Raw genomic sequence first — 17,232 nt, 5'->3', positions numbered from 1 at the left:
CGGCGATATGAGCTACATCACAGCGGCGTTTGCTTTCAGGGGCGGAAACCGACTAAGTATCCGTTACCAACAATCACAGCCACCTGAAAGGGCAACACCATGAGCTTCATCGACAAGGCCAAGAACGCTGCAGAAGACGCCATCGGCAAGGCCAAGGAGGTTGTGGGCGACGCAACCGACAACAAGGACCTCGAGGCCGAGGGCAAGAAGGACCAGGGTTCGGCAGGCGTGAAGAAGGTCGGCGAGAACATCAAGGACACCTTCAAGTAACCACCCCCATCGCATCGAGTGCCGCCGATCTCGATGATCGGCGGCACTCGCCTTTCACTCCCACCTTTCCTCACACCAGAGAACGGATGCCCCTCATGACCACATCGACAGACACGACCAAGGCCCCCAAGCGTCGCGGCGGATTCGCCTCGAAGTTCGCCCTCCTGATCACGCTCGTCCTGGTCGCAGCGCTGGTGATCTTCGTGCTGCAGAACACCGTGCACACCACGATCAACTTCCTGGGTTGGAACTTCGACCTCGGTCAGGGTGTCTCCCTGCTCGGCGCAGCCGTCGTCGGTGCCGTCATCACGCTGACCGCGACCGCAGCGCTCAAGGTTCGACGCGCAGTCCGCTGACCGACTTCGACCCGAGAAGGAATGCCCGATGCTTCCCCTGCTTGCCCGTAAATACCTGTACCGCTACCTGATCGTCGCGATCGGGCTACCCATCCTCGCCCGACTGCTGGCCTTCGCCGGTCAGAGCCTCGAAAAGCGAACAGGGAACGACAACTTCGTGTCCAGGGGCCTGAAATCGGCCGGCAGATTCGCGCAGAAGCGCGCCGACAAGTCCCAGGGCAAGCAGGACCGCAAGTCCCGCAGCGTCGGTCGCTAGAGCCGGTCGCCGGTTTCTCGGCGGAGGTCCTTCAGCACTTCTCGGAGCACGACCCGATCGTCGAATTCGACGATGTCTCGACCGTAGGCCTGCTCGGTGTCGCAGCCGCGGCCCGCGACCACGACCACATCGTCGGGTTCGGCCATCTTCACTGCGAGCGCGAGCGCAGTACGACGGTCCGGCTCGACGACGACCGACGCCGACCGTGCAGCTCGCGCACCTTCCGCCACCGCAGCTCGGATGGTGTCGGCATCCTCGGACAACGGACTTTCGTCGCTGACGATCACCACGTCGGCAAGTTCGGCTGCGGTAGCTCCCAGCGGGAAGCGTTTGCCCGGATCGCGTTCACCCGTTGCCCCGACGACCACGATCACCCGACCGGTCACCAAAGTCCGTACGAACGGCAACAATCGGCGTTGTCCCGCGGTGTTGTGCATGTAGTCCACCAATGCCAGAAACGGCTGCCCGGCATCGACCTTCTCGAGCCGTCCGGGAACGGATCGAACGCTCTCCAATCCTGCGGCGACCACCGCGAGATCCTTGCCTGCGGCCAGTGCTGTGGCAAGCGCAGCAAGTGCGTTACCGGCCTGGTGCGGACCGAGCAGGGGCAGTCGAACGTCGATCGAACCCGTAGGTGTTCGGACAGTCATCGTTGTATCGACGCCGGTGCATTCGATGTGCTCTCCGAACACCTCCGCACGGATGTCGAGTACCGACCACCTCCAGCACGGAACGTCCACGAGCTGGGCCAACCTTCTTCCGTACACGTCGTCGATACCCACCGCCGCGGCTGCTGTTCGGTGGGCTGCGAACAACTCCGCTTTGGCGGCGAAGTATCTGTCCATGCTGCCGTGATAGTCGAGGTGGTCGGGACCGAGATTAGTGAACCCGACCGCAGAGAAGCGCATACCGTCGATGCGGTGTTCGGACACTGCATGAGAGGACACCTCCAGCGCGACAGCCGTTGCGCCCTCGTCTCGAAAGCGGCCGAGCGTGCGCTGGACCGTTGCAGCCTCGGGTGTCGTTCGCGCAGTGGGTGACCACGTCGCCGGCCCGGCCAGTCCGATGCCGGTCATCGTGCCGACCGTCTCGCCCGAGGCCTCTAGCCCCGCAGCGAGCAGCAGTGCAGTGCTGGTCTTTCCATTGGTTCCGGTCACCCCGTAGACGTCCATGGCGTCCGCGGGGAAATCGTGGATCAGTGCGCAGACCGCGCCTGCGCTTCGGCGCGGGTCGTCGACGACGACGGTCGGCAGCACGGTCGACGGCCTGTCGGACAGGACGGCCACCGCTCCGCGCTCGTACGCCTCGAGTTCGTGGTTCGACCCGTGGGCGTGAGAGCCCGGAAACGCCAAGTACAGGTCTCCGGGGCGGACCGTCCGGGAATCGTCACTCGCCCCGGTCACGCGCACGGATTCGATGGGTACAGGTGATCCGATCGTGCGAGCGATATCAGCGAGCGCCGTACCGAGACCTCGGCCCGGCGACTCCCAGGATCCGTCGGCCACGGGCTCGGTCAATGACCCGCCGGGTCGGTGAGGGATTTGCCTTCCTTGGCCTTGACACGCTTGCGCTCCAGGAGGACCAGAGCAATCCCGGCGACGAGTAGCACCGGCGCGGCAACGGCCCCGATCCACACCCACCCGGTGAATCCGTAACCTGCCGCGGTGAGAGTGAGACCGAGACTCACCAATGCCACTCCGATACAGATGTACCCGGGCCAGTTGCGTGTGTCGACGATTGCCTCACCCGCGTGCCCGCGCGTCGTCCGATCGTCGTCGGTTGCCCCGGCGTCGGATTCTCTCGTGTTCTCGTCTGCCATGTGGATCCTCTCCGGATACGGACCGTTCGTCCCATTCGAGACAAGCGGTTCGTATCGGCTGCCCGCTAGTCACCGGCGGTAAACCTGAGGTCGGATCGGACGATCAGTCGTGCCAACTCACTGCCGCGAACGGAGCGTGGCTGGCGAGTCGGCCGACGATGCCGGCGTGCGCGAAATCCTTGGCCGTCGCGACGGCGTCGAGCACGTCTGCGCCTTTCGCGAGCTCCGCGGTGATGGCTGCGGCGAACACGCAGCCGGCACCCGACACGCGCTCTTCGCCCACCTTGGGGGCGCGCAGCACGGTCAGTTCGGACCCGTCGTAGACGACGTCGACGGCCTCGTCGCCGGGCAGACCTGTGCCACCCTTGACCACCACGAAACGAGGCCCGAGATCGGCGATTCTCTTGGCGGCCTCACCCAGATCGTCGACGGTGTCGATGGCGTCCATTCCGGACAAGGTCTGCGCCTCGAACAGATTGGGGGTGATCACGGTGGCCAACGGAAGGATCTCGCGCCGCAGGGCATTGTCGGTGTCGAGTGCGGCACCCGGCTCCTGGCCCTTGCAGATCAGGACCGGATCGACGACCAAGTGCCGCCACGGCTGCAGGCGCAGCGACGCCGCTACCGTGTCCACGGTGACGGGGGTGCCGAGCATGCCGATCTTGACGACATCGAGATCGTGAGCGGCAGTGGCCACTTCGATCTGATCGGCGATGACCGTGCTGTCGATGGGCACGAATCGGTGCCCCCAGCCCGCCTTCGGATCGAACGAGACGATGCACGTGATCGTGCCGACTCCGTAGACCCCGAGCCGCTCGAATGTCTTGAGATCTGCTTGCAGACCGGCTCCGCCGGTGGCTTCCGAACCAGCGATGACATAGGCGATTGTCGACATGGCCTCAGTATGACAATCGCAGATCGGCACCGACGCGAGTGGTCGCCACGGGATTGGGTCCGGAGGTTTCGGGGCATACGTCGAAGTCGGTGCGTCTCCTCGAGCAACCGACGACACCGCGCAGTACATCGACTTCGAGCCCAGGAGTAGCGGAGCACGATCGGAGATCGTGCAATCACGCACAACGACGAGAGTTTCGGAGGCCGAATCGTGCCCACCAGCAGAAATACGTCAGCCACCTGCGAGGACGTCTGGAACGTCCTGGCGAACGGATGGAGCTATGCGACCTGGGTCGTCGGCGCGTCCCGCATCCGCGCTGTCGACGGCAACTGGCCCGCAGTCGGCAGCTCCATTCATCACTCGGTGGGTGCGTGGCCTGCAGTACTCAGTGACGTCACGCGGTCGGTGGGACTCCATGCCGGTCGAGAACTTGTGCTCGAAGCCCGTGCACTGCCGTTCGGGAAGGCCTCGATAACAGTGCGACTGCATCCTCTCGCCTCGGGCTGCCGCATCGAAATCATCGAGCACGCAATCACGGCACCCTTCGATCTGGTCCCCGACCGGGTCCAACATCTTCTGGCGCATCCACGCAACGCCGAGGCGCTGCGCAGGCTTGCACTCCTGGCCGAGCGGTCCACTGCACCGTGACCAAGACCCCACTGCGACAAGCAGTTTCGGGAAAAATGCTGTTCGTGTTCATTCTCGGCGATGTGCTCGGTGCCGGAATCTATGCTCTCGTCGGTGAGATCGCGGGTGAGGTCGGCGGAGCGATCTGGCTCCCCATGCTCGTCGCGCTGCTGATGGCGCTGCTGACCGCGGCGTCGTACGCGGAGTTGGTCACCAAATATCCGAGGGCGGGCGGCGCGGCGGTCTTCGCGCAACAGGCGTACGGCAAACCGATAGTGTCGTTCCTCGTCGGATTCTCGATGCTCGCAGCGGGTGTCACCAGTGCGGCCGGGCTGGCACTCGCCTTTTCGGGTGACTACCTGGGCGTGTTCCTCGACGTGCCTGCCGTACCCGCTGCAGTGGTCTTCCTGCTGTTGATCGGGTTGCTCAACGCGCGCGGCATCACCGAGTCTCTCCGCGCCAATCTCGTGATGACGGTGGTCGAGGTGTCCGGGCTGGTCGTCGTCATCGCCCTTGCCGGACTGGTGTTGAGCCGCGGCGACGGTGTGCCCTCTCGCGTCCTCGCATTCACCGACGAGACGACACCGACCTTGGCGGTTCTCGGCGCGGCTCTGCTGGCCTTCTATTCGTTCGTGGGTTTCGAGACGTCCGCGAACATCGCCGAGGAAGTCGAGGACGTGCGCCGGGTCTACCCACGAGCCCTCCTCGGTGCCGTCACCGTGGCCGGTGTGGTGTACGTGCTCGTCGGGCTTGCTGTCTCGACGGTCGTACCTGCCGACACACTGTCGCAGTCCACCGGTCCACTGCTCGAGGTCGTCGCTGCAGCGGATGCCGGCATTCCGCCGTCGGTTTTCGGTCTGATCGCACTCGTCGCTGTCGCCAACGGCGCGTTGCTGACGATGATCATGGCATCGCGGCTGACGTTCGGGATGGCGCGCGACGGTCTGCTCCCCGGAGTGCTCGCCGAGGTTCTGCCGGGTCGCAAGACACCGTGGACTGCCATCGTCGCCACCACAGCTGTCGCGATGGTCCTGGCCACCACCGGTTCTGTTGCGGCACTGGCCGAAACCGTGGTGCTCCTGCTGCTGTTCGTCTTCGTCAGCACCAACGTCGCCGTGCTCGTACTACGCCGAGATCGGGCAGAGACCGACCATTTCCGAACGCCCACAGCACTTCCCGTCCTGGCGCTGATCACCTGTGCCGTACTGCTGACCCAGCAGTCGGGAGCAACGTGGCTCCGCGCCGGACTGCTTCTTGCGGTAGGCGTAGCGCTGTACTTCGTCGGTACCGTGCTGACCGGCAGGACGAAGACCGAGCAGAGGAGTACATCCCGATGACCACGACCGAAGTAGACGCGATCGTGATCGGCAGTGGCCACAACGGCTTGGTCGCGGCGGCAGCGATGGCAGACGCCGGCTGGGACGTCGTGGTCCTCGAGGCCGCCGAACATCCCGGCGGCGCTGTGCGCAGCGCCGAGCTCGTTCCCGGTTTCACCAGCGACCTCTTCAGCGCGTTCTACCCGCTGGCGCTCGCCTCGCCTGCCATGAAGGCACTCGAGCTGGAAAGCCACGGGCTGCAGTGGGCACACTCCCCCGCGGTGTACGGCCATGCGCGATCACCGCAGGACACCGACGCTCCGGTCGTCCACCACGATGTCGAGATCACCGCCGCGCGGCTGTCGGAACACGACGCGCGGGACGGCCGCACCTGGTTGCGACTCTTCGAGCAGTGGGAGCGCATTCGCGAGCCCTTCATGAACTCGCTGTTCGGACCGTTTCCACCCGTCGTCCCCGCGGCTCGCCTCGTCCACGCCTTGGGCGTACCCGAGACGCTGCGCTTCGCACGATTCGCCGCCCTCCCCGCCCGCGTGATGGCTCACGAACTCTTCCACAGCGAGGCCGCTCGCTGCCTCCTGCTGGGAAACGCCATGCACGGTGACGTCCCGACCGATGCCCCCGTGAGCGGGATGATGGGCTGGCTGCTCACGATGCTGGCCCAGGACATTGGGTTTCCGACCCCCGTGGGCGGATCCTCTGCGCTGACGTCGGCGTTGATTCGGCGTGGCGCCGCATCGGGTGCGGTGCTGGAGTGCGGTCAGGCGGTCGAGCACATCGAGGTGCGCGGCGGTCGAGCTCGGGCAGTGCACACCGCGGCCGGCGACACGTTTCGGGCGCGCCGAGCGATCGTGGCCGACGTGTCCGCACCGGCGCTCTACGGTTCACTGCTTCCGTACGACGCCGTGCCGCGCCGTGTGCACGACGACTTGCGCACCTTCGAGTGGGACACCCCTGTGGTCAAGGTGAACTACGCGCTCGATCGTAGAATCCCATGGAATTCACCGTCTCTGGCCGATGCCGGCACCGTTCATCTCGGTGCGGACGACAACGGTCTCGTGCATTGGGCAGCCGATCTCACGACCGGAGTCCTTCCCGCGAGTCCGTTCATGCTGTTCGGTCAGATGACCACTGCCGATCGGAGCAGATCACCGGAGGGCACCGAAAGCGCTTGGGCCTACACGCATCTGCCGAGAGGCGTCGTCGACGACGCGGCCGCCGACACCGTGGCGGATCGGGTGGACGAAGTCCTCGACGCCCACGCACCGGGGTTTCTCGATTCGGTCGTCGGGCGGGTCGTACAGCGACCGAGCGATCTGTACGGTGCCGACGCGAATCTGCACGGTGGTGCGGTGAACGGCGGAACCGCACAGCTGCAGCAGCAGTTGATATTTCGACCGACACCGGGTCTGGGTCGGGCGGAGACGCCGGTGGAGGGCCTGTTCTTGGGTTCGGCATCGGCGCACCCCGGTGGCGGAGTGCACGGAGCCGCCGGGCTCAATGCCGCCCGGGCAGCGCTCGGCCAGCGAGGTGTCACCGGCTGGGTGAAGAAGAAAGTCACCGGTTCACTCATCGACATGTTGACCCGGTGACGCCGTTATCGAAGCGAGATCTTTCGTTACCGGTTCGAGACCTCGGACGAGGTCTACCGAAATCGGACACTGACATTGTTGAAAGCACAACAACTCAGCGTCGTGCACCGTACGGGAAGACCGACCGGTCCGAGCGCTTCGGGGAAGAGGTAAAGACATGTTGACCAGCACCGCAACCATGGAACGCTCCCTTCGCGACGACGAAGGCGTGTTCCGACTCGAGACCGTCGTGCGACCGGACCGCCGCAACACGCTGCGCGCGTTCGGCGAACTGGACATGTCCACCCGGGCCGAGTTCGTGCACAGCCTCGACCGCCTGGCATCGGCGTCCGTGCAGGTGACGGTCGACTTGTCGGAGGTCTCGTTCATGTACTCCGGCGTCGCCAACGCGATCATCGATTTCACCTTTGTACATCCGGGCAAGATCGCCGTATTCGCGCCTGCACGCTCGGTCCGCATGGTCCTGGAAGTACTGGGCGCAGGTGACCTGTTCGTCGACACGTTTCGGTCGTGAATCCGACTCGACAACAGGTAACGTCCAAGTTATGTCAGAGGAGCCGACCGGAGGACCGTTCGAGATCGTGGCAGCCGAGCACGACTCGGCCACCGTACTCACCGTTCGAGGCGAGTTGGATCTCGACACCATCCCAGAACTGTCCGCCACCGCGTTTCCCGCGGCCGACAGTGCAGCAGGAGGTCTCGTCGTCGATCTGACCGACGTCAGCTTCCTGTCGTCGAGCGCGATCACTGTGCTGGTGCGAGTGTGCGATCGGCTACCCGATGCCTCACGTATGGCGCTGGTAGCGGTCGACGGAGTCGTGGTTCGTCCGGTGCAGCTCAGCGGAATCGATCGAGTGATGGCGACATTCACGACCGTGCCCGACGCGGTTGCCCACGTTCGGTCGGCTGCTCTCGACGCGGAGGTCGACCGATGACCGACCGATACCGAATCGGGCGACGACGATGACCGAGAGCAGTCTCGCTCCCAGTCGTTGGAGCCACACCGCCCCGGCCGAGCCCGGCGTGGCGACCGTACTTCGGCGCCGGTTGCATCACTGGACTCTCGAACTCGGCGTGAGTAGTGATCTTGTCGACGACATCGTCCTCGGGGTCTACGAGGCACTGGCAAACGTGGTCGAACACGCCTATCACTCGGTGCCCGAGCCAGGGACGATGACGATCACCGCCGCCTACGAACACCGGACGCTGACGGTGACGATCTCCGACACCGGGACGTGGCGTCCACCGACGCCGACGACCAATCGAAGTCACGGCCTGCAACTCGCAGCCGCGGTGGCCGACGACCTCCTGGTCGACCATCGACCCGGTTTCGGCACAGTGGTCACTGCTGTGTGGACCGATCCGATCACAACCGACCACTCGAAACCCGCCACCCGCTCGTCCTGACCGAAGGGAGTCCCCATGTCTGCCACGGCTGCTGATCTACTCGACACTGCACCGTGCGGCGTGTTTTCGGTCGACGTCGCCACTTCGCGAATCCTCTACGCCAACGCGGCCGCCGCTCGGATCACCGCGCGCAGCCGCGAGACGCTCGTCGGAATGTCCGTCACCGACCTGTTCACGGTCGAGTTCGAGCCGATCCTGGCGGCCCTGATGGATGTTGTGTCGACATCGGAATCGGACTCGCCGGTCGGAGCGAACGCGAAGTTGACCGTCGCGTCCGATCCACGCGCCGCGATAGCCGTGTCGATCCTGGCCAACAGTCTGCGCACGGCCGAAGGGGCCGTGACGGTGACGATGACGCTGCACAACGAAACCGAACGCCATGTGCGCGAAAAGGATCTGGTCGACGCCCGCGACAACGCGGAGGCCGCCCAGGACGATGCCGAGGCCGCTCTGGACAGATCGCAGGACGCATTGGGGGCCTCGGAAGAAGCACGCAAGCAGGCCGAGGCGGAGAGAACCCAGGTGCAGATTCTGGCGTCGACGCTGCAACGCACTCTGCTGCCGCCGATCCTGTCGGCTCCGACGGGCATGAACGTGGCAGCGCACTATCACCCCGCATCCATCGACGAGGTCGGTGGCGACTTCTACGACGTGTTTCCGCTCGACAAGCAGACGTGGGGATTCTTCCTCGGTGACGTGAGCGGTAAGGGCGCGGGCGCCGCCGCCGTGACCTCTCTGACCCGGTACACCCTCCGCGCCGCCGCAGTGTTCGACCGCAACCCGATCTCGGTGCTCGAAAACCTCAATACCGTTCTGCACCACGAGTTCCACGGAGACGATCCACGTTTCTGCACGGTGGTTTTCGGCACCATCACCCCGGGACCGGACGGCGCAAAGGTGGAACTCGCCAGCGGCGGACATCCGCCGGCACTGCGTATCACGCACGACGCCGTCGTCGACTTCGTCGACACCACAGGTGGCCAGTTGGTCGGAGCGTTGGCCGAGCCGCACTTCGCATCGGCATCGGTGACCCTGCGCCCCGGCGACGTCATGGCGTTCTACACCGACGGATTGACCGAAGCGATCGTCGGGCCCGGGCGGACGCGCTTCGACGACGACGGTGGCCTCGAATCCTTCGCTGCGAGAAAGGGTGCGACCACTGCACCGAAGATCGTCGACGATCTCACGTCACTGTTGGCATCCTTCGGGGACGGCCTGCAGGACGACGTCGCACTGCTCGCCTTCGAGGTACCCCGGCCCGAGGCCGACTCGTAGCAATCGACGCCGGAGCCGCGAGTTCGCTCACCGAGCGAAATCGCGGTACTCGGTGCATCGCATTCGACTCCGCGCCATTGTCACGCTTGCGCAGCGAGCGCGCGTCCGGCCTGCCGGCCGCCGAAGATGCACCCACCCAGGAACGTTCCCTCCAACGAGCGGTACCCGTGCACACCGCCGCCACCGAACCCGGCGATCTCACCTGCCGCCCACAATCCGTCTATCGCCTGTCCGTCGCCGTCGAGGACACGGCCCTGCAGGTCGGTTTGAATGCCGCCCAATGTTTTTCGCGTGATGATGTTCAACCGCACGGCAATCAGCGGACCCGATTTCGGATCGAGAATCTTGTGCGGTGAGGCGGTACGCGCGATGCGCTCTCCCCGCGATCGACGCGAATTGTGGATCGCGGAGATCTGCAGGTCCTTGGTGAACGGGTTGTCGACCTCACGGTCGCGGGCCTCGATCTGCCGCTTCAGATCGGCGAGGTCGATCAGATCCTCGCCGGAGACCCTGTTCATTCCCTGGACGAGTTGGGCGAGGGTGTCGGCGACGACGAAATCCTCTCCGTTCTTCTTGAACGCCTCCACCGGTTCGCTGGCACCGGGCAACACCCGGCCGAGAACGAGCTTGAGGTTCTTTCCGGTGATGTCCGGGTTCTGCTCCGATCCCGAGAGTGCGAACTCCTTCTCGATGATCTTCTGCGTCAGAACGAACCAGGAGTACTCGAATCCACTGTCCTGAATGGCTTTCAACGTGCCGAGAGTATCGAACCCCGGAAAGTTCGGAACCGGGAACCGTCGCCCACGCGCATCGAACCACATGGACGACGGGCCGGGAATGATTCTGATTCCGTGGTTCTTCCAGATCGGATTCCAGTTCTTGATGCCTTCGGTGTAATGCCACATGCGGTCTTTGTTGACCAGACGGCCACCGACTTTCTCGGTGATGCCGAGCATGCGGCCGTCGACGTGTTCGGGGACTCCCGAGATCAGGGACTTCGGAGCCGTTCCCAGCCGTGCCGGCCAGTTCTCCCGCACCAGGTCGTGGTTGGCTCCGATGCCGCCCGCAGTGACGAGCACGGCCCCGGCACGCAACTCGAACTCACCCACCTCGACGCGGCTACTGGCCGAACCTCGCTCCGCGGCACTGGGTTCGAGAAGTGCGCCGCGGACTCCCTCGACTGTGCCGGCACTGACGATGAACTCGTCGACGCGGTGACGAAAACCGAAGCGCACCAACCCTTTGTCAGCGGCCTCACGTACGCGTCGCTCGAACGGCGCAACGACCCCTGGACCGGTACCCCAGGTCAGATGGAACCGCGGAACCGAATTGCCGTGCCCCTCGGCGAGGTAGCCACCACGTTCGGCCCACCCGACGATGGGAACCCACCGCACACCCTGCGCGTGCAGCCAGGACCGCTTCTCCCCCGCCGCGAAATCGAGGTACGCGCGCGCCCACCGATGGCCCCAGTAATCCTCGCCCGCGGGATCGTCGATGCCGCGGTCGAAGGTCGCGGTTCCGAGCCAGTCCTGCCACGCAAGCTCCGCGGAATCCTTGATGCCCATGCGTCGCTGCTCCGGGGTGTCGACCATGAACAGACCGCCCAATGACCAGAACGCTTGGCCGCCCAGGTTCTGCTCGGGCTCCTGGTCGAGGAGCAGCACCCGCTTTCCGGCATCGGCCAGTTCGGCGGTCGCCACCAGTCCGGCCAGGCCTGCACCCACCACGATCACGTCTGCGTCCATTGCCCCACTGTGCTGTCGTCGGTGCCGGATCTCAAGGAAACCGCCTCAAATGACTATAGGATTTATCAGATACTGACAAAGAGTGGGGAGGTAGGTCGATGTACCCAGCGCGGGTCGCCGTAGTCGCGAAGATCGAATCGGAGCTGGGTCCCGTCGTCGCATCCGCAGTACACGCGATTCGCGCCGCGATCCCGGTCTACCGATCACTGCAGGGTGCGCAGTTGGCCGATGTCGAGGCCATCGCATATTGGTCGCTGAGGCGGTTGATGGCCCTGTGGGCGCATGGCGATCGGACCATCGACGACCGTGACCACAGTAGATTCCGCGCGATAGGTGCCGCGCGCGCAGCGGACGGGCGCCCGCTGGCCGATGTGCTGCGTGCGTATCGAGTCGCGTCGAGCGTGTTCGTTCGGCACGTGACAACCGAGTATCTCGATGTACTCGAACCACCGGACATTGCCGAACTCGGCCTCGGCGTGCTCGACGCCATCGACGCAATCTCCGAGGAAATCATCGGCGCGTACGTCATTGCGCGCGAACAGCTCACATCCAACCGTGCGCAGGCGCATGCCGCGCTGCTCGACGACCTGCTGGCTGCCAGACACAACTCACCCGGGACGGTGTCGGATCGTTCTCGCGAACTCGACCTGAAGCTGCCCACGCACCCGAATCTGCTTGTGGTGCAATCGACAGATCCGGGCCGACCCATGTCCGACGACACCGTCGAATCGCTGGCCCTCGCAGTAGGACTCGTTCCGCCGGACCGCACCGCACCGTCGGGTCAGCGGAGCCACTTGTGCACTCGGCGCGAGCAACGCGCGATCGTGCTGTTGCCACCATCGATCCACCGCGCCGAGGCGGACCTCGCGTGTCGAGATCTGATGCTGCGCGGATGCCTAGTGGAGAGATCCACCATTGCCGGTATCAGCAGTTCGTGGCGACTCGCATCGGAGGCTCTGGATACTGCACCGGATCACGCGTTCGACGACCGGGCACTGCTCGATCAGGGTGACGGTCAGCTGCTGGCACTGCTGACCGCGCGCCCCACCGCGGACACGAACGAGGTGGTACGTAGCGTGCTCGGTCCGCTGGCCGAGGCGGCGAACGAACATATTCTGCAAGGCCTTTCGGCCTTCATCGCCACCGGTACGGCAACGGCTGCCGCCACCCGACTACAGGTACACCCGCAGACTCTGCGCTACCGACTGCGCCGAGCCCAGGAACTGACCGGCCGAGATCCCCGATCTGCGTGGCATCGCCTCGCGTTGGACACTGCGATTCAACTGCGGCAACTCGGGTGATCCGATCTTCGGCAATGCCGGGCACATCGAAAACCCGGACACCCATGCATGAACCCATACGCGGTCTCGTCACCTGAATGGGACGGTGGTCGAGCGATTCAGTTGATGTTCCACGACTCGACAGCATCGAGTCGCCGGCCGTCGGAGTCGTACGTGTAGAAGCCTTCACCGTCCCCGAGACCGGTCTTTCCCGCGTCGATACCCTTTTGCAGTATGTCGGCAAATTTGACCTGATCCTCGCCACCGTGTGCGCGCGCGATATGTGCAGCGACGTTGAAGCCGACAGTGTCGTATATCTGGAACGGACCGGCGGGTGCCCCGGTGGCTATGCGCCACACGTTGTCGATGTCCGCCGGATTGGCAACCCCGCCGACGTAAAGGTTGGCTCCTGCTTGCAGAAGCGGGATCAGAAGACTGTTCAGCACGTATCCCGGAATTTCCTTACGGACCGGAACGGGGACGAGACCGATCTCCGCCGCAAAGCTCAATACGACATCGAAGTAGACAGGATCTGTTGCAGCAGTTGCCATCACCTCACCGGTGTTGTACCGCCACACGAGATTGGCGAAGTGCAATGCAAGAAACTTTTCCGGCCGCCCGGTGGCCTCGGCGAAACTGCTGGGCAGTAGCGACGACGAGTTGGTCACGAAGATAGTTTTCGGCGGAGCGGACGCGCCGATAGCCGACCAGACCTTCTTCTTCAGGTCGAGATCCTCCGGAACTGCTTCGATCACCAGGTCGGCGTCCGAAACGGCCTCGGCGACGCTGGTGGTGGTCGTGATGGATTCGATGGCCTTGTCGAATCGCTCCTCGTCGAAAGTCTTCAGGTCACGCTTGTAGTATCCGCGCATCCATTCCCAGCGACCCGGCAGCTTGGCAAGCAGTTCGTCGGAAATGTCGTATCCCACAACGGTTTTTCCGTGGTAGGCGGCCTGCATCATGATCTGCGAACCGAGCACTCCGGTTCCGAATACGGTCACGTTATCGACTTCGGTCATGGACGACACACTTCCCTCTATGGAGTCACTGGTTTCCCGCTCTCCAAGTTCTACCGCTGAGCGCGGAGCCATCGTCTCGTGGGGTCCAACAGTGGACCGACTCGACCGACGACAGCGCTTTACACTCCACAGGATCGACGGTTCACGCATACTCGAACGATGGCTGTCGATCCCCGCGGAAGAGACCTGAAGCGCTACCTCGAAGAAGATCCCGGCGGTCCGGTGGTGATGCTCAACCTGCTTCGGTTTGCCGAGGGTGGTCGCGACTCCTACGCGGAATATGCGAAAGCACTGGACGAGACTTTCCTCCCGCGCTACGGCGCGACGGTGCTGTACGCGGGCGACGGTTCGACCGCACTTGCCGCCGAGGACGGACAGGACTGGGATGCAGTGCTGCTGGTCCAGTACCCGTCACGTAAGGCGTTCAGCGAGATGGTGGCCGATCCCGAATATCAGACGGTGACGGCGTTACGGACCGCCGCGTTGAAAGAGGCGGTTCTGCAGGCCACCATTCCGTGGTCGTGAATTCGACCTTCGGCTTCGCATCGTGTTCGCGAAGAGGGACCTCACGGCGTTGCGAGCAACTTACTGCGGAACAGGTCGAGCACCTGGTCCAAAGCCTGCCGTGTCGGCTGCCCTGGTTCGTCGATCAGTCCCTCCGTGACAACGGAATGCGGCGGTCCGAAGGCTTCCGGGTTGAACGAGGAGTCGGGCAGTTCCACCGAGACGAATGCGTCGCCGAGCTGCTCTCGCAGCCATTGGAATCGCACAGGCGGGCACATCTTGTCGCCCTCGAAGCGCATCCCCAGGACCGTGAGCTCTCCTGCTGCACAACGGCTTTTCACCTTGTCGAGATCGCCCGGGGTGATATCGATGGATCGGGCGCGAGACTTCGATGCCGCGAACGGAAGCGACGGCTGCGAGAGCACCGGTGCGATCAGACGGTCGTCCGCCGCCATAGCGAGAGCGAATCCGCCGGTGAAGCACATTCCGATGGCACCGACGCCCGGTCCGCCGCAGCGCTCGTGCTCCTGCGCCGCCAGAGCCCGCAACCACACCACGATGCGCGACGACTTGCCGGTGGCGAGGATGGTGAATTCGCGACTGATGCACGCCGGCACCATGGCGCGGGACATGGTGGCAACGGTGCCGAGCGCTCCCATCGGCGCGGCCAGGGGATCCTTGCCGTCGACTCCGAACAGGTGCGGAACGACGGCCGTACAACCGATTCCGGCGACGGTTCTCGCGAAGTCCGCGACCCTGGGAGTGATGCCCGGCATCTCCGACATCACGATCACAGCCGGTCCGGTTCCGATGCGATACACGGGCGCTGTCCGCCCGTCCGCGGTGAACTCGGTTCGCTCGAAGTCGGCCAGAGTGTCATCGGTCATGGGAGTGCGTCCTTCTGCCAAGGGTTCACCGCGCCGAGCCGACGCTTGCGATCAAAGCTAGATCATCGCGGATCGACACGACGTCGATCGAACACGTGTCGCCTGCGCAATCACCACGAGTCCGTGTCGGCCAGAATGGTCACACCAAGCGCGACGAAAAGCGTGGCACCGGCCGCAACTCCGAACAGACTCGCGGCAGGCGCACCCGCACGTCGGCCGAGCACGCTCGCCGCGACATCGAGGGCATCGATCCCGACCCCGGCCGCTACCGCTGCCTTGCGAACCTCCGAGGACGGGTGATGCAAGGCCATTCCGAGTGCCACATCGCGCACTCCGAACAGGCGGGTCGCCACCCCCGCGCTTCCGGGTTCGCGCATGGGTCCGAGACCGAAGGCGCGCCACGAGTGCGCAGGGCTCACCCACGACACCAATCCGGCAGCCGATCGCAGAACCGAGAGTGCGAGCAACGGGGTGGACTGTGAACGCATAACGTCTCCTCAGGTTTTGTAGTGGTTACTACACCGACGCTACCTGTAGTGGCCACTACAATCAAGGTGTGGCCACCAAACATTCGCGCGAAGAGATGCTGTCCGGCGCATTGGACGCCGCCCTGGAAGGCGGCCTGAGCCGCTTGACCTTCGGCCGACTCGCGTCGCGTCTGCAGATCAGCGATCGCATGGTCGTCTACTACTTCCCCACGAAGGACGACCTCGTGACGTCCGTTCTGTCGGTGGTGGGAGACCGATTGCAGCACGTGCTGGCCGCGGCGTTCTCGACGCCGATGAACGACCACCGCTCCCTCGTCGCGGCGGCATGGCCGGTCGTGGCAAAACCTGAATACGATCCGTTGTTCGGTCTGTATTTCGAGGCGATCGGACAAGCCACTGCAGGATTGGAGCCCTACCGGTCGGTGGCCTCACTCTTGGTGGAGGGCTGGATCGAGTGGCTCAGCGGCTTTGTCGTCGGTAGTCCGGACCATCGACGGATGGAGGCCACAGCTGCAGTGGCACTGCTCGACGGCCTGCTGCTCATGCGTCTGTTGGGAGGCACCGATCTCGCCGCCACGGCATCGACGTCTCTGCTGCACTCCGGTGGATCCACGAAGGAACGACCGAGTTCATGACGACGTCTGTTCTTCGATCGGCGACTGGAACGACCACAGATGTCCCTCGGGATCGCGCACGCTGTATTCACGAACGCCGTAGGGCATGTCGGTGGGCGGGTAGTCGATCGATGCCCCGGTTGCCGCCACGCGAGCGTGGTGGGCATCGACGTCGTCGACGAGGATCGCAAGCGACGCGGTGACCGATCCGGTTGTCAGCGGCGACACCATCCGAAACTCGGGGGCCTCGCGGTGAAGCCAGACCACACCGTCACCGGCATGCACTTCACCGTGTACTGCTCTGTCGCCGTCGTATTCGATGGGTCCGGGAGCCAGTCCGAACACGTCGACGAGGTAGGAATGCGCTGCTGCGATGTCACGATAGACCAGCAACGTGGTGCGTCTGGTGACTGCCGGCTCCTCGGTCGACAGACCCGAGAGCAGGTCCAACAGCGCGTCGTCGCCGAGGAGAGCACCGTGCAGTAGCCGGTCCTCGACCGCCCGAACCCGCTCTCGCACACGAGCGAGCTCGGCCATCTGCCGGTCCAGGTCGGCCAGATGCTGCCGACTCAGGTGCAGGAGATCCGCTGCGTCCGGATCCACATCGCCCAGCTGGGTGCCCAGTTCACGGAGCAGTCGAATCCGGTACAGCCGGTCGAGGTCACGCCCGTCGTAGCGACGCCTGCCCCCTCCGTCTCGGACGGGAGCGAGCAAACCGAGTTCTTCGTAGTAGCGCAACGTACGCTCGGTGACGCCGGTTCTGCGGGCCACGTCACCGATGCCCCATGTGCTGGAATCGCTGCTGTTCATGCAGGCAACGGTAGAACCTCACGCCACGTCAGGAGCAAACTCGGCCGGTTCGGA

Annotated in this window: 21 protein-coding genes; 13 read left to right on the top strand and 8 right to left on the bottom strand. The window is 64.4% G+C overall.

Annotated features, from left to right (window positions below):
- Positions 1-99 precede the first annotated feature (99 nt).
- The 3 genes from R4P47_RS01990 to R4P47_RS01980 all read left to right on the top strand — a co-directional run bounded on the left by R4P47_RS01990 (position 100) and on the right by R4P47_RS01980 (position 882).
- Positions 100-270: a CsbD family protein gene (locus R4P47_RS01990; RefSeq protein ID WP_008718579.1), complete on the top strand. Its 171-nt coding sequence runs from the start codon at positions 100-102 to the stop codon at positions 268-270.
- Between the two features lie 95 nt (positions 271-365).
- Positions 366-626, top strand: a complete 261-nt coding sequence (locus R4P47_RS01985) for a lipopolysaccharide assembly protein LapA domain-containing protein (RefSeq protein WP_068046905.1) — start codon at positions 366-368, stop codon at positions 624-626.
- 28 nt (positions 627-654) lie between these two features.
- Positions 655-882: a hypothetical protein gene (locus R4P47_RS01980; protein ID WP_149405249.1), complete on the top strand. Its 228-nt coding sequence runs from the start codon at positions 655-657 to the stop codon at positions 880-882.
- Here R4P47_RS01980 and R4P47_RS01975 read toward each other — a convergent pair.
- The 3 genes from R4P47_RS01975 to thiD all read right to left on the bottom strand — a co-directional run bounded on the left by R4P47_RS01975 (position 879) and on the right by thiD (position 3,596).
- Positions 879-2,399: a UDP-N-acetylmuramoyl-L-alanyl-D-glutamate--2,6-diaminopimelate ligase gene (locus tag R4P47_RS01975; RefSeq protein ID WP_317532150.1), complete on the bottom strand. Its 1,521-nt coding sequence runs from the start codon at positions 2,397-2,399 to the stop codon at positions 879-881. The two genes, R4P47_RS01980 and R4P47_RS01975, sit on opposite strands and share 4 nt — an antisense overlap.
- Complete coding sequence (locus R4P47_RS01970; protein WP_317532149.1) at positions 2,396-2,701, bottom strand: hypothetical protein; 306 nt, start codon at positions 2,699-2,701, stop codon at positions 2,396-2,398. The genes R4P47_RS01975 and R4P47_RS01970 overlap by 4 nt, the downstream gene beginning before the upstream one ends.
- A 103-nt stretch (positions 2,702-2,804) precedes the next feature.
- Entirely contained in the window at positions 2,805-3,596 is a 792-nt protein-coding gene (gene thiD / locus R4P47_RS01965) for a bifunctional hydroxymethylpyrimidine kinase/phosphomethylpyrimidine kinase (RefSeq protein ID WP_317532148.1), read from the bottom strand.
- A gap of 210 nt (positions 3,597-3,806) precedes the next feature.
- Between thiD and R4P47_RS01960 the strand changes: the two genes are divergently transcribed.
- From R4P47_RS01960 to R4P47_RS01930, 7 genes are all read left to right on the top strand, one after another.
- Positions 3,807-4,244 carry an SRPBCC family protein gene (locus R4P47_RS01960; RefSeq protein ID WP_149405246.1) on the top strand — a complete coding sequence of 146 codons (438 nt, stop codon included), beginning with the start codon at positions 3,807-3,809 and terminating at the stop codon, positions 4,242-4,244.
- On the top strand, positions 4,241-5,560 hold the full coding sequence (locus R4P47_RS01955) for an APC family permease (protein ID WP_317532147.1): 1,320 nt from the start codon (positions 4,241-4,243) through the stop codon (positions 5,558-5,560). The genes R4P47_RS01960 and R4P47_RS01955 overlap by 4 nt, the downstream gene beginning before the upstream one ends.
- Entirely contained in the window at positions 5,557-7,149 is a 1,593-nt protein-coding gene (locus R4P47_RS01950; RefSeq protein WP_317532146.1) for an NAD(P)/FAD-dependent oxidoreductase, read from the top strand. The genes R4P47_RS01955 and R4P47_RS01950 overlap by 4 nt, the downstream gene beginning before the upstream one ends.
- A 157-nt stretch (positions 7,150-7,306) precedes the next feature.
- On the top strand, positions 7,307-7,663 hold the full coding sequence (locus R4P47_RS01945; RefSeq protein ID WP_317532145.1) for an anti-sigma factor antagonist: 357 nt from the start codon (positions 7,307-7,309) through the stop codon (positions 7,661-7,663).
- A 31-nt stretch (positions 7,664-7,694) separates the two neighbouring features.
- Positions 7,695-8,084 carry an anti-sigma factor antagonist gene (locus R4P47_RS01940; RefSeq protein WP_269594270.1) on the top strand — a complete coding sequence of 130 codons (390 nt, stop codon included), beginning with the start codon at positions 7,695-7,697 and terminating at the stop codon, positions 8,082-8,084.
- 28 nt (positions 8,085-8,112) lie between these two features.
- Positions 8,113-8,556, top strand: coding sequence for an ATP-binding protein (locus R4P47_RS01935; protein WP_317532144.1), 444 nt, complete (start codon positions 8,113-8,115; stop codon positions 8,554-8,556).
- Positions 8,557-8,571: 15 nt separating this feature from the next.
- Positions 8,572-9,831, top strand: coding sequence for a PP2C family protein-serine/threonine phosphatase (locus tag R4P47_RS01930; RefSeq protein ID WP_317532143.1), 1,260 nt, complete (start codon positions 8,572-8,574; stop codon positions 9,829-9,831).
- Positions 9,832-9,911: 80 nt separating this feature from the next.
- Here the strand turns inward: R4P47_RS01930 and R4P47_RS01925 are convergent, their stop codons facing one another.
- Entirely contained in the window at positions 9,912-11,576 is a 1,665-nt protein-coding gene (locus R4P47_RS01925; RefSeq protein ID WP_317532142.1) for an FAD-binding dehydrogenase, read from the bottom strand.
- Positions 11,577-11,674: 98 nt separating this feature from the next.
- Between R4P47_RS01925 and R4P47_RS01920 the strand changes: the two genes are divergently transcribed.
- Entirely contained in the window at positions 11,675-12,877 is a 1,203-nt protein-coding gene (locus tag R4P47_RS01920) for a helix-turn-helix domain-containing protein (RefSeq protein WP_317532141.1), read from the top strand.
- 98 nt (positions 12,878-12,975) lie between these two features.
- On the opposite strand, the gene R4P47_RS01915 is transcribed toward R4P47_RS01920, so the two are convergent.
- A complete protein-coding gene (locus R4P47_RS01915; protein WP_149405237.1) occupies positions 12,976-13,875 on the bottom strand; it encodes a 3-hydroxyacyl-CoA dehydrogenase in 900 nt (299 codons plus the stop codon).
- A gap of 159 nt (positions 13,876-14,034) precedes the next feature.
- On the opposite strand from R4P47_RS01915, the gene R4P47_RS01910 reads away from it, so the two are divergent.
- Entirely contained in the window at positions 14,035-14,400 is a 366-nt protein-coding gene (locus tag R4P47_RS01910; RefSeq protein ID WP_149405236.1) for a DUF1330 domain-containing protein, read from the top strand.
- A 41-nt stretch (positions 14,401-14,441) separates the two neighbouring features.
- Here the strand turns inward: R4P47_RS01910 and R4P47_RS01905 are convergent, their stop codons facing one another.
- On the bottom strand, positions 14,442-15,266 hold the full coding sequence (locus R4P47_RS01905; RefSeq protein WP_149405235.1) for a dienelactone hydrolase family protein: 825 nt from the start codon (positions 15,264-15,266) through the stop codon (positions 14,442-14,444).
- Positions 15,267-15,376: 110 nt separating this feature from the next.
- Positions 15,377-15,754: a hypothetical protein gene (locus R4P47_RS01900; protein WP_149405234.1), complete on the bottom strand. Its 378-nt coding sequence runs from the start codon at positions 15,752-15,754 to the stop codon at positions 15,377-15,379.
- A gap of 68 nt (positions 15,755-15,822) precedes the next feature.
- Between R4P47_RS01900 and R4P47_RS01895 the strand changes: the two genes are divergently transcribed.
- Positions 15,823-16,389: a TetR/AcrR family transcriptional regulator gene (locus tag R4P47_RS01895; RefSeq protein ID WP_317532140.1), complete on the top strand. Its 567-nt coding sequence runs from the start codon at positions 15,823-15,825 to the stop codon at positions 16,387-16,389.
- Here R4P47_RS01895 and R4P47_RS01890 read toward each other — a convergent pair.
- Positions 16,384-17,178: a MerR family transcriptional regulator gene (locus tag R4P47_RS01890; RefSeq protein WP_317532139.1), complete on the bottom strand. Its 795-nt coding sequence runs from the start codon at positions 17,176-17,178 to the stop codon at positions 16,384-16,386. The two genes, R4P47_RS01895 and R4P47_RS01890, sit on opposite strands and share 6 nt — an antisense overlap.
- Between the last annotated feature and the right edge of the window lie 54 nt (positions 17,179-17,232).

The sequence above is a fragment of the Rhodococcus sp. IEGM 1370 genome (assembly GCF_033142325.1).
GTDB lineage: Bacteria > Actinomycetota > Actinomycetes > Mycobacteriales > Mycobacteriaceae > Rhodococcoides.
This window is presented reverse-complemented; position numbering and strand designations above follow the sequence as displayed.

What these genes read in the sequence shown, in the direction of transcription:
- R4P47_RS01905 (WP_149405235.1), bottom strand. Translation starts at nt 15,266, where the DNA reads ATGACCGATGACACTCTGGCCGACTTCGAGCGAACCGAGTTCACCGCG.
- R4P47_RS01890 (WP_317532139.1), bottom strand. Translation starts at nt 17,178, where the DNA reads ATGAACAGCAGCGATTCCAGCACATGGGGCATCGGTGACGTGGCCCGC.
- R4P47_RS01930 (WP_317532143.1), top strand. Translation starts at nt 8,572, where the DNA reads ATGTCTGCCACGGCTGCTGATCTACTCGACACTGCACCGTGCGGCGTG.
- R4P47_RS01940 (WP_269594270.1), top strand. Translation starts at nt 7,695, where the DNA reads ATGTCAGAGGAGCCGACCGGAGGACCGTTCGAGATCGTGGCAGCCGAG.
- R4P47_RS01985 (WP_068046905.1), top strand. Translation starts at nt 366, where the DNA reads ATGACCACATCGACAGACACGACCAAGGCCCCCAAGCGTCGCGGCGGA.
- R4P47_RS01980 (WP_149405249.1), top strand. Translation starts at nt 655, where the DNA reads ATGCTTCCCCTGCTTGCCCGTAAATACCTGTACCGCTACCTGATCGTC.
- R4P47_RS01945 (WP_317532145.1), top strand. Translation starts at nt 7,307, where the DNA reads ATGTTGACCAGCACCGCAACCATGGAACGCTCCCTTCGCGACGACGAA.
- R4P47_RS01950 (WP_317532146.1), top strand. Translation starts at nt 5,557, where the DNA reads ATGACCACGACCGAAGTAGACGCGATCGTGATCGGCAGTGGCCACAAC.
- R4P47_RS01900 (WP_149405234.1), bottom strand. Translation starts at nt 15,754, where the DNA reads ATGCGTTCACAGTCCACCCCGTTGCTCGCACTCTCGGTTCTGCGATCG.
- R4P47_RS01935 (WP_317532144.1), top strand. Translation starts at nt 8,113, where the DNA reads ATGACCGAGAGCAGTCTCGCTCCCAGTCGTTGGAGCCACACCGCCCCG.
- R4P47_RS01970 (WP_317532149.1), bottom strand. Translation starts at nt 2,701, where the DNA reads ATGGCAGACGAGAACACGAGAGAATCCGACGCCGGGGCAACCGACGAC.
- R4P47_RS01920 (WP_317532141.1), top strand. Translation starts at nt 11,675, where the DNA reads ATGTACCCAGCGCGGGTCGCCGTAGTCGCGAAGATCGAATCGGAGCTG.
- thiD (WP_317532148.1), bottom strand. Translation starts at nt 3,596, where the DNA reads ATGTCGACAATCGCCTATGTCATCGCTGGTTCGGAAGCCACCGGCGGA.
- R4P47_RS01915 (WP_149405237.1), bottom strand. Translation starts at nt 13,875, where the DNA reads ATGACCGAAGTCGATAACGTGACCGTATTCGGAACCGGAGTGCTCGGT.
- R4P47_RS01925 (WP_317532142.1), bottom strand. Translation starts at nt 11,576, where the DNA reads ATGGACGCAGACGTGATCGTGGTGGGTGCAGGCCTGGCCGGACTGGTG.
- R4P47_RS01990 (WP_008718579.1), top strand. Translation starts at nt 100, where the DNA reads ATGAGCTTCATCGACAAGGCCAAGAACGCTGCAGAAGACGCCATCGGC.
- R4P47_RS01910 (WP_149405236.1), top strand. Translation starts at nt 14,035, where the DNA reads ATGGCTGTCGATCCCCGCGGAAGAGACCTGAAGCGCTACCTCGAAGAA.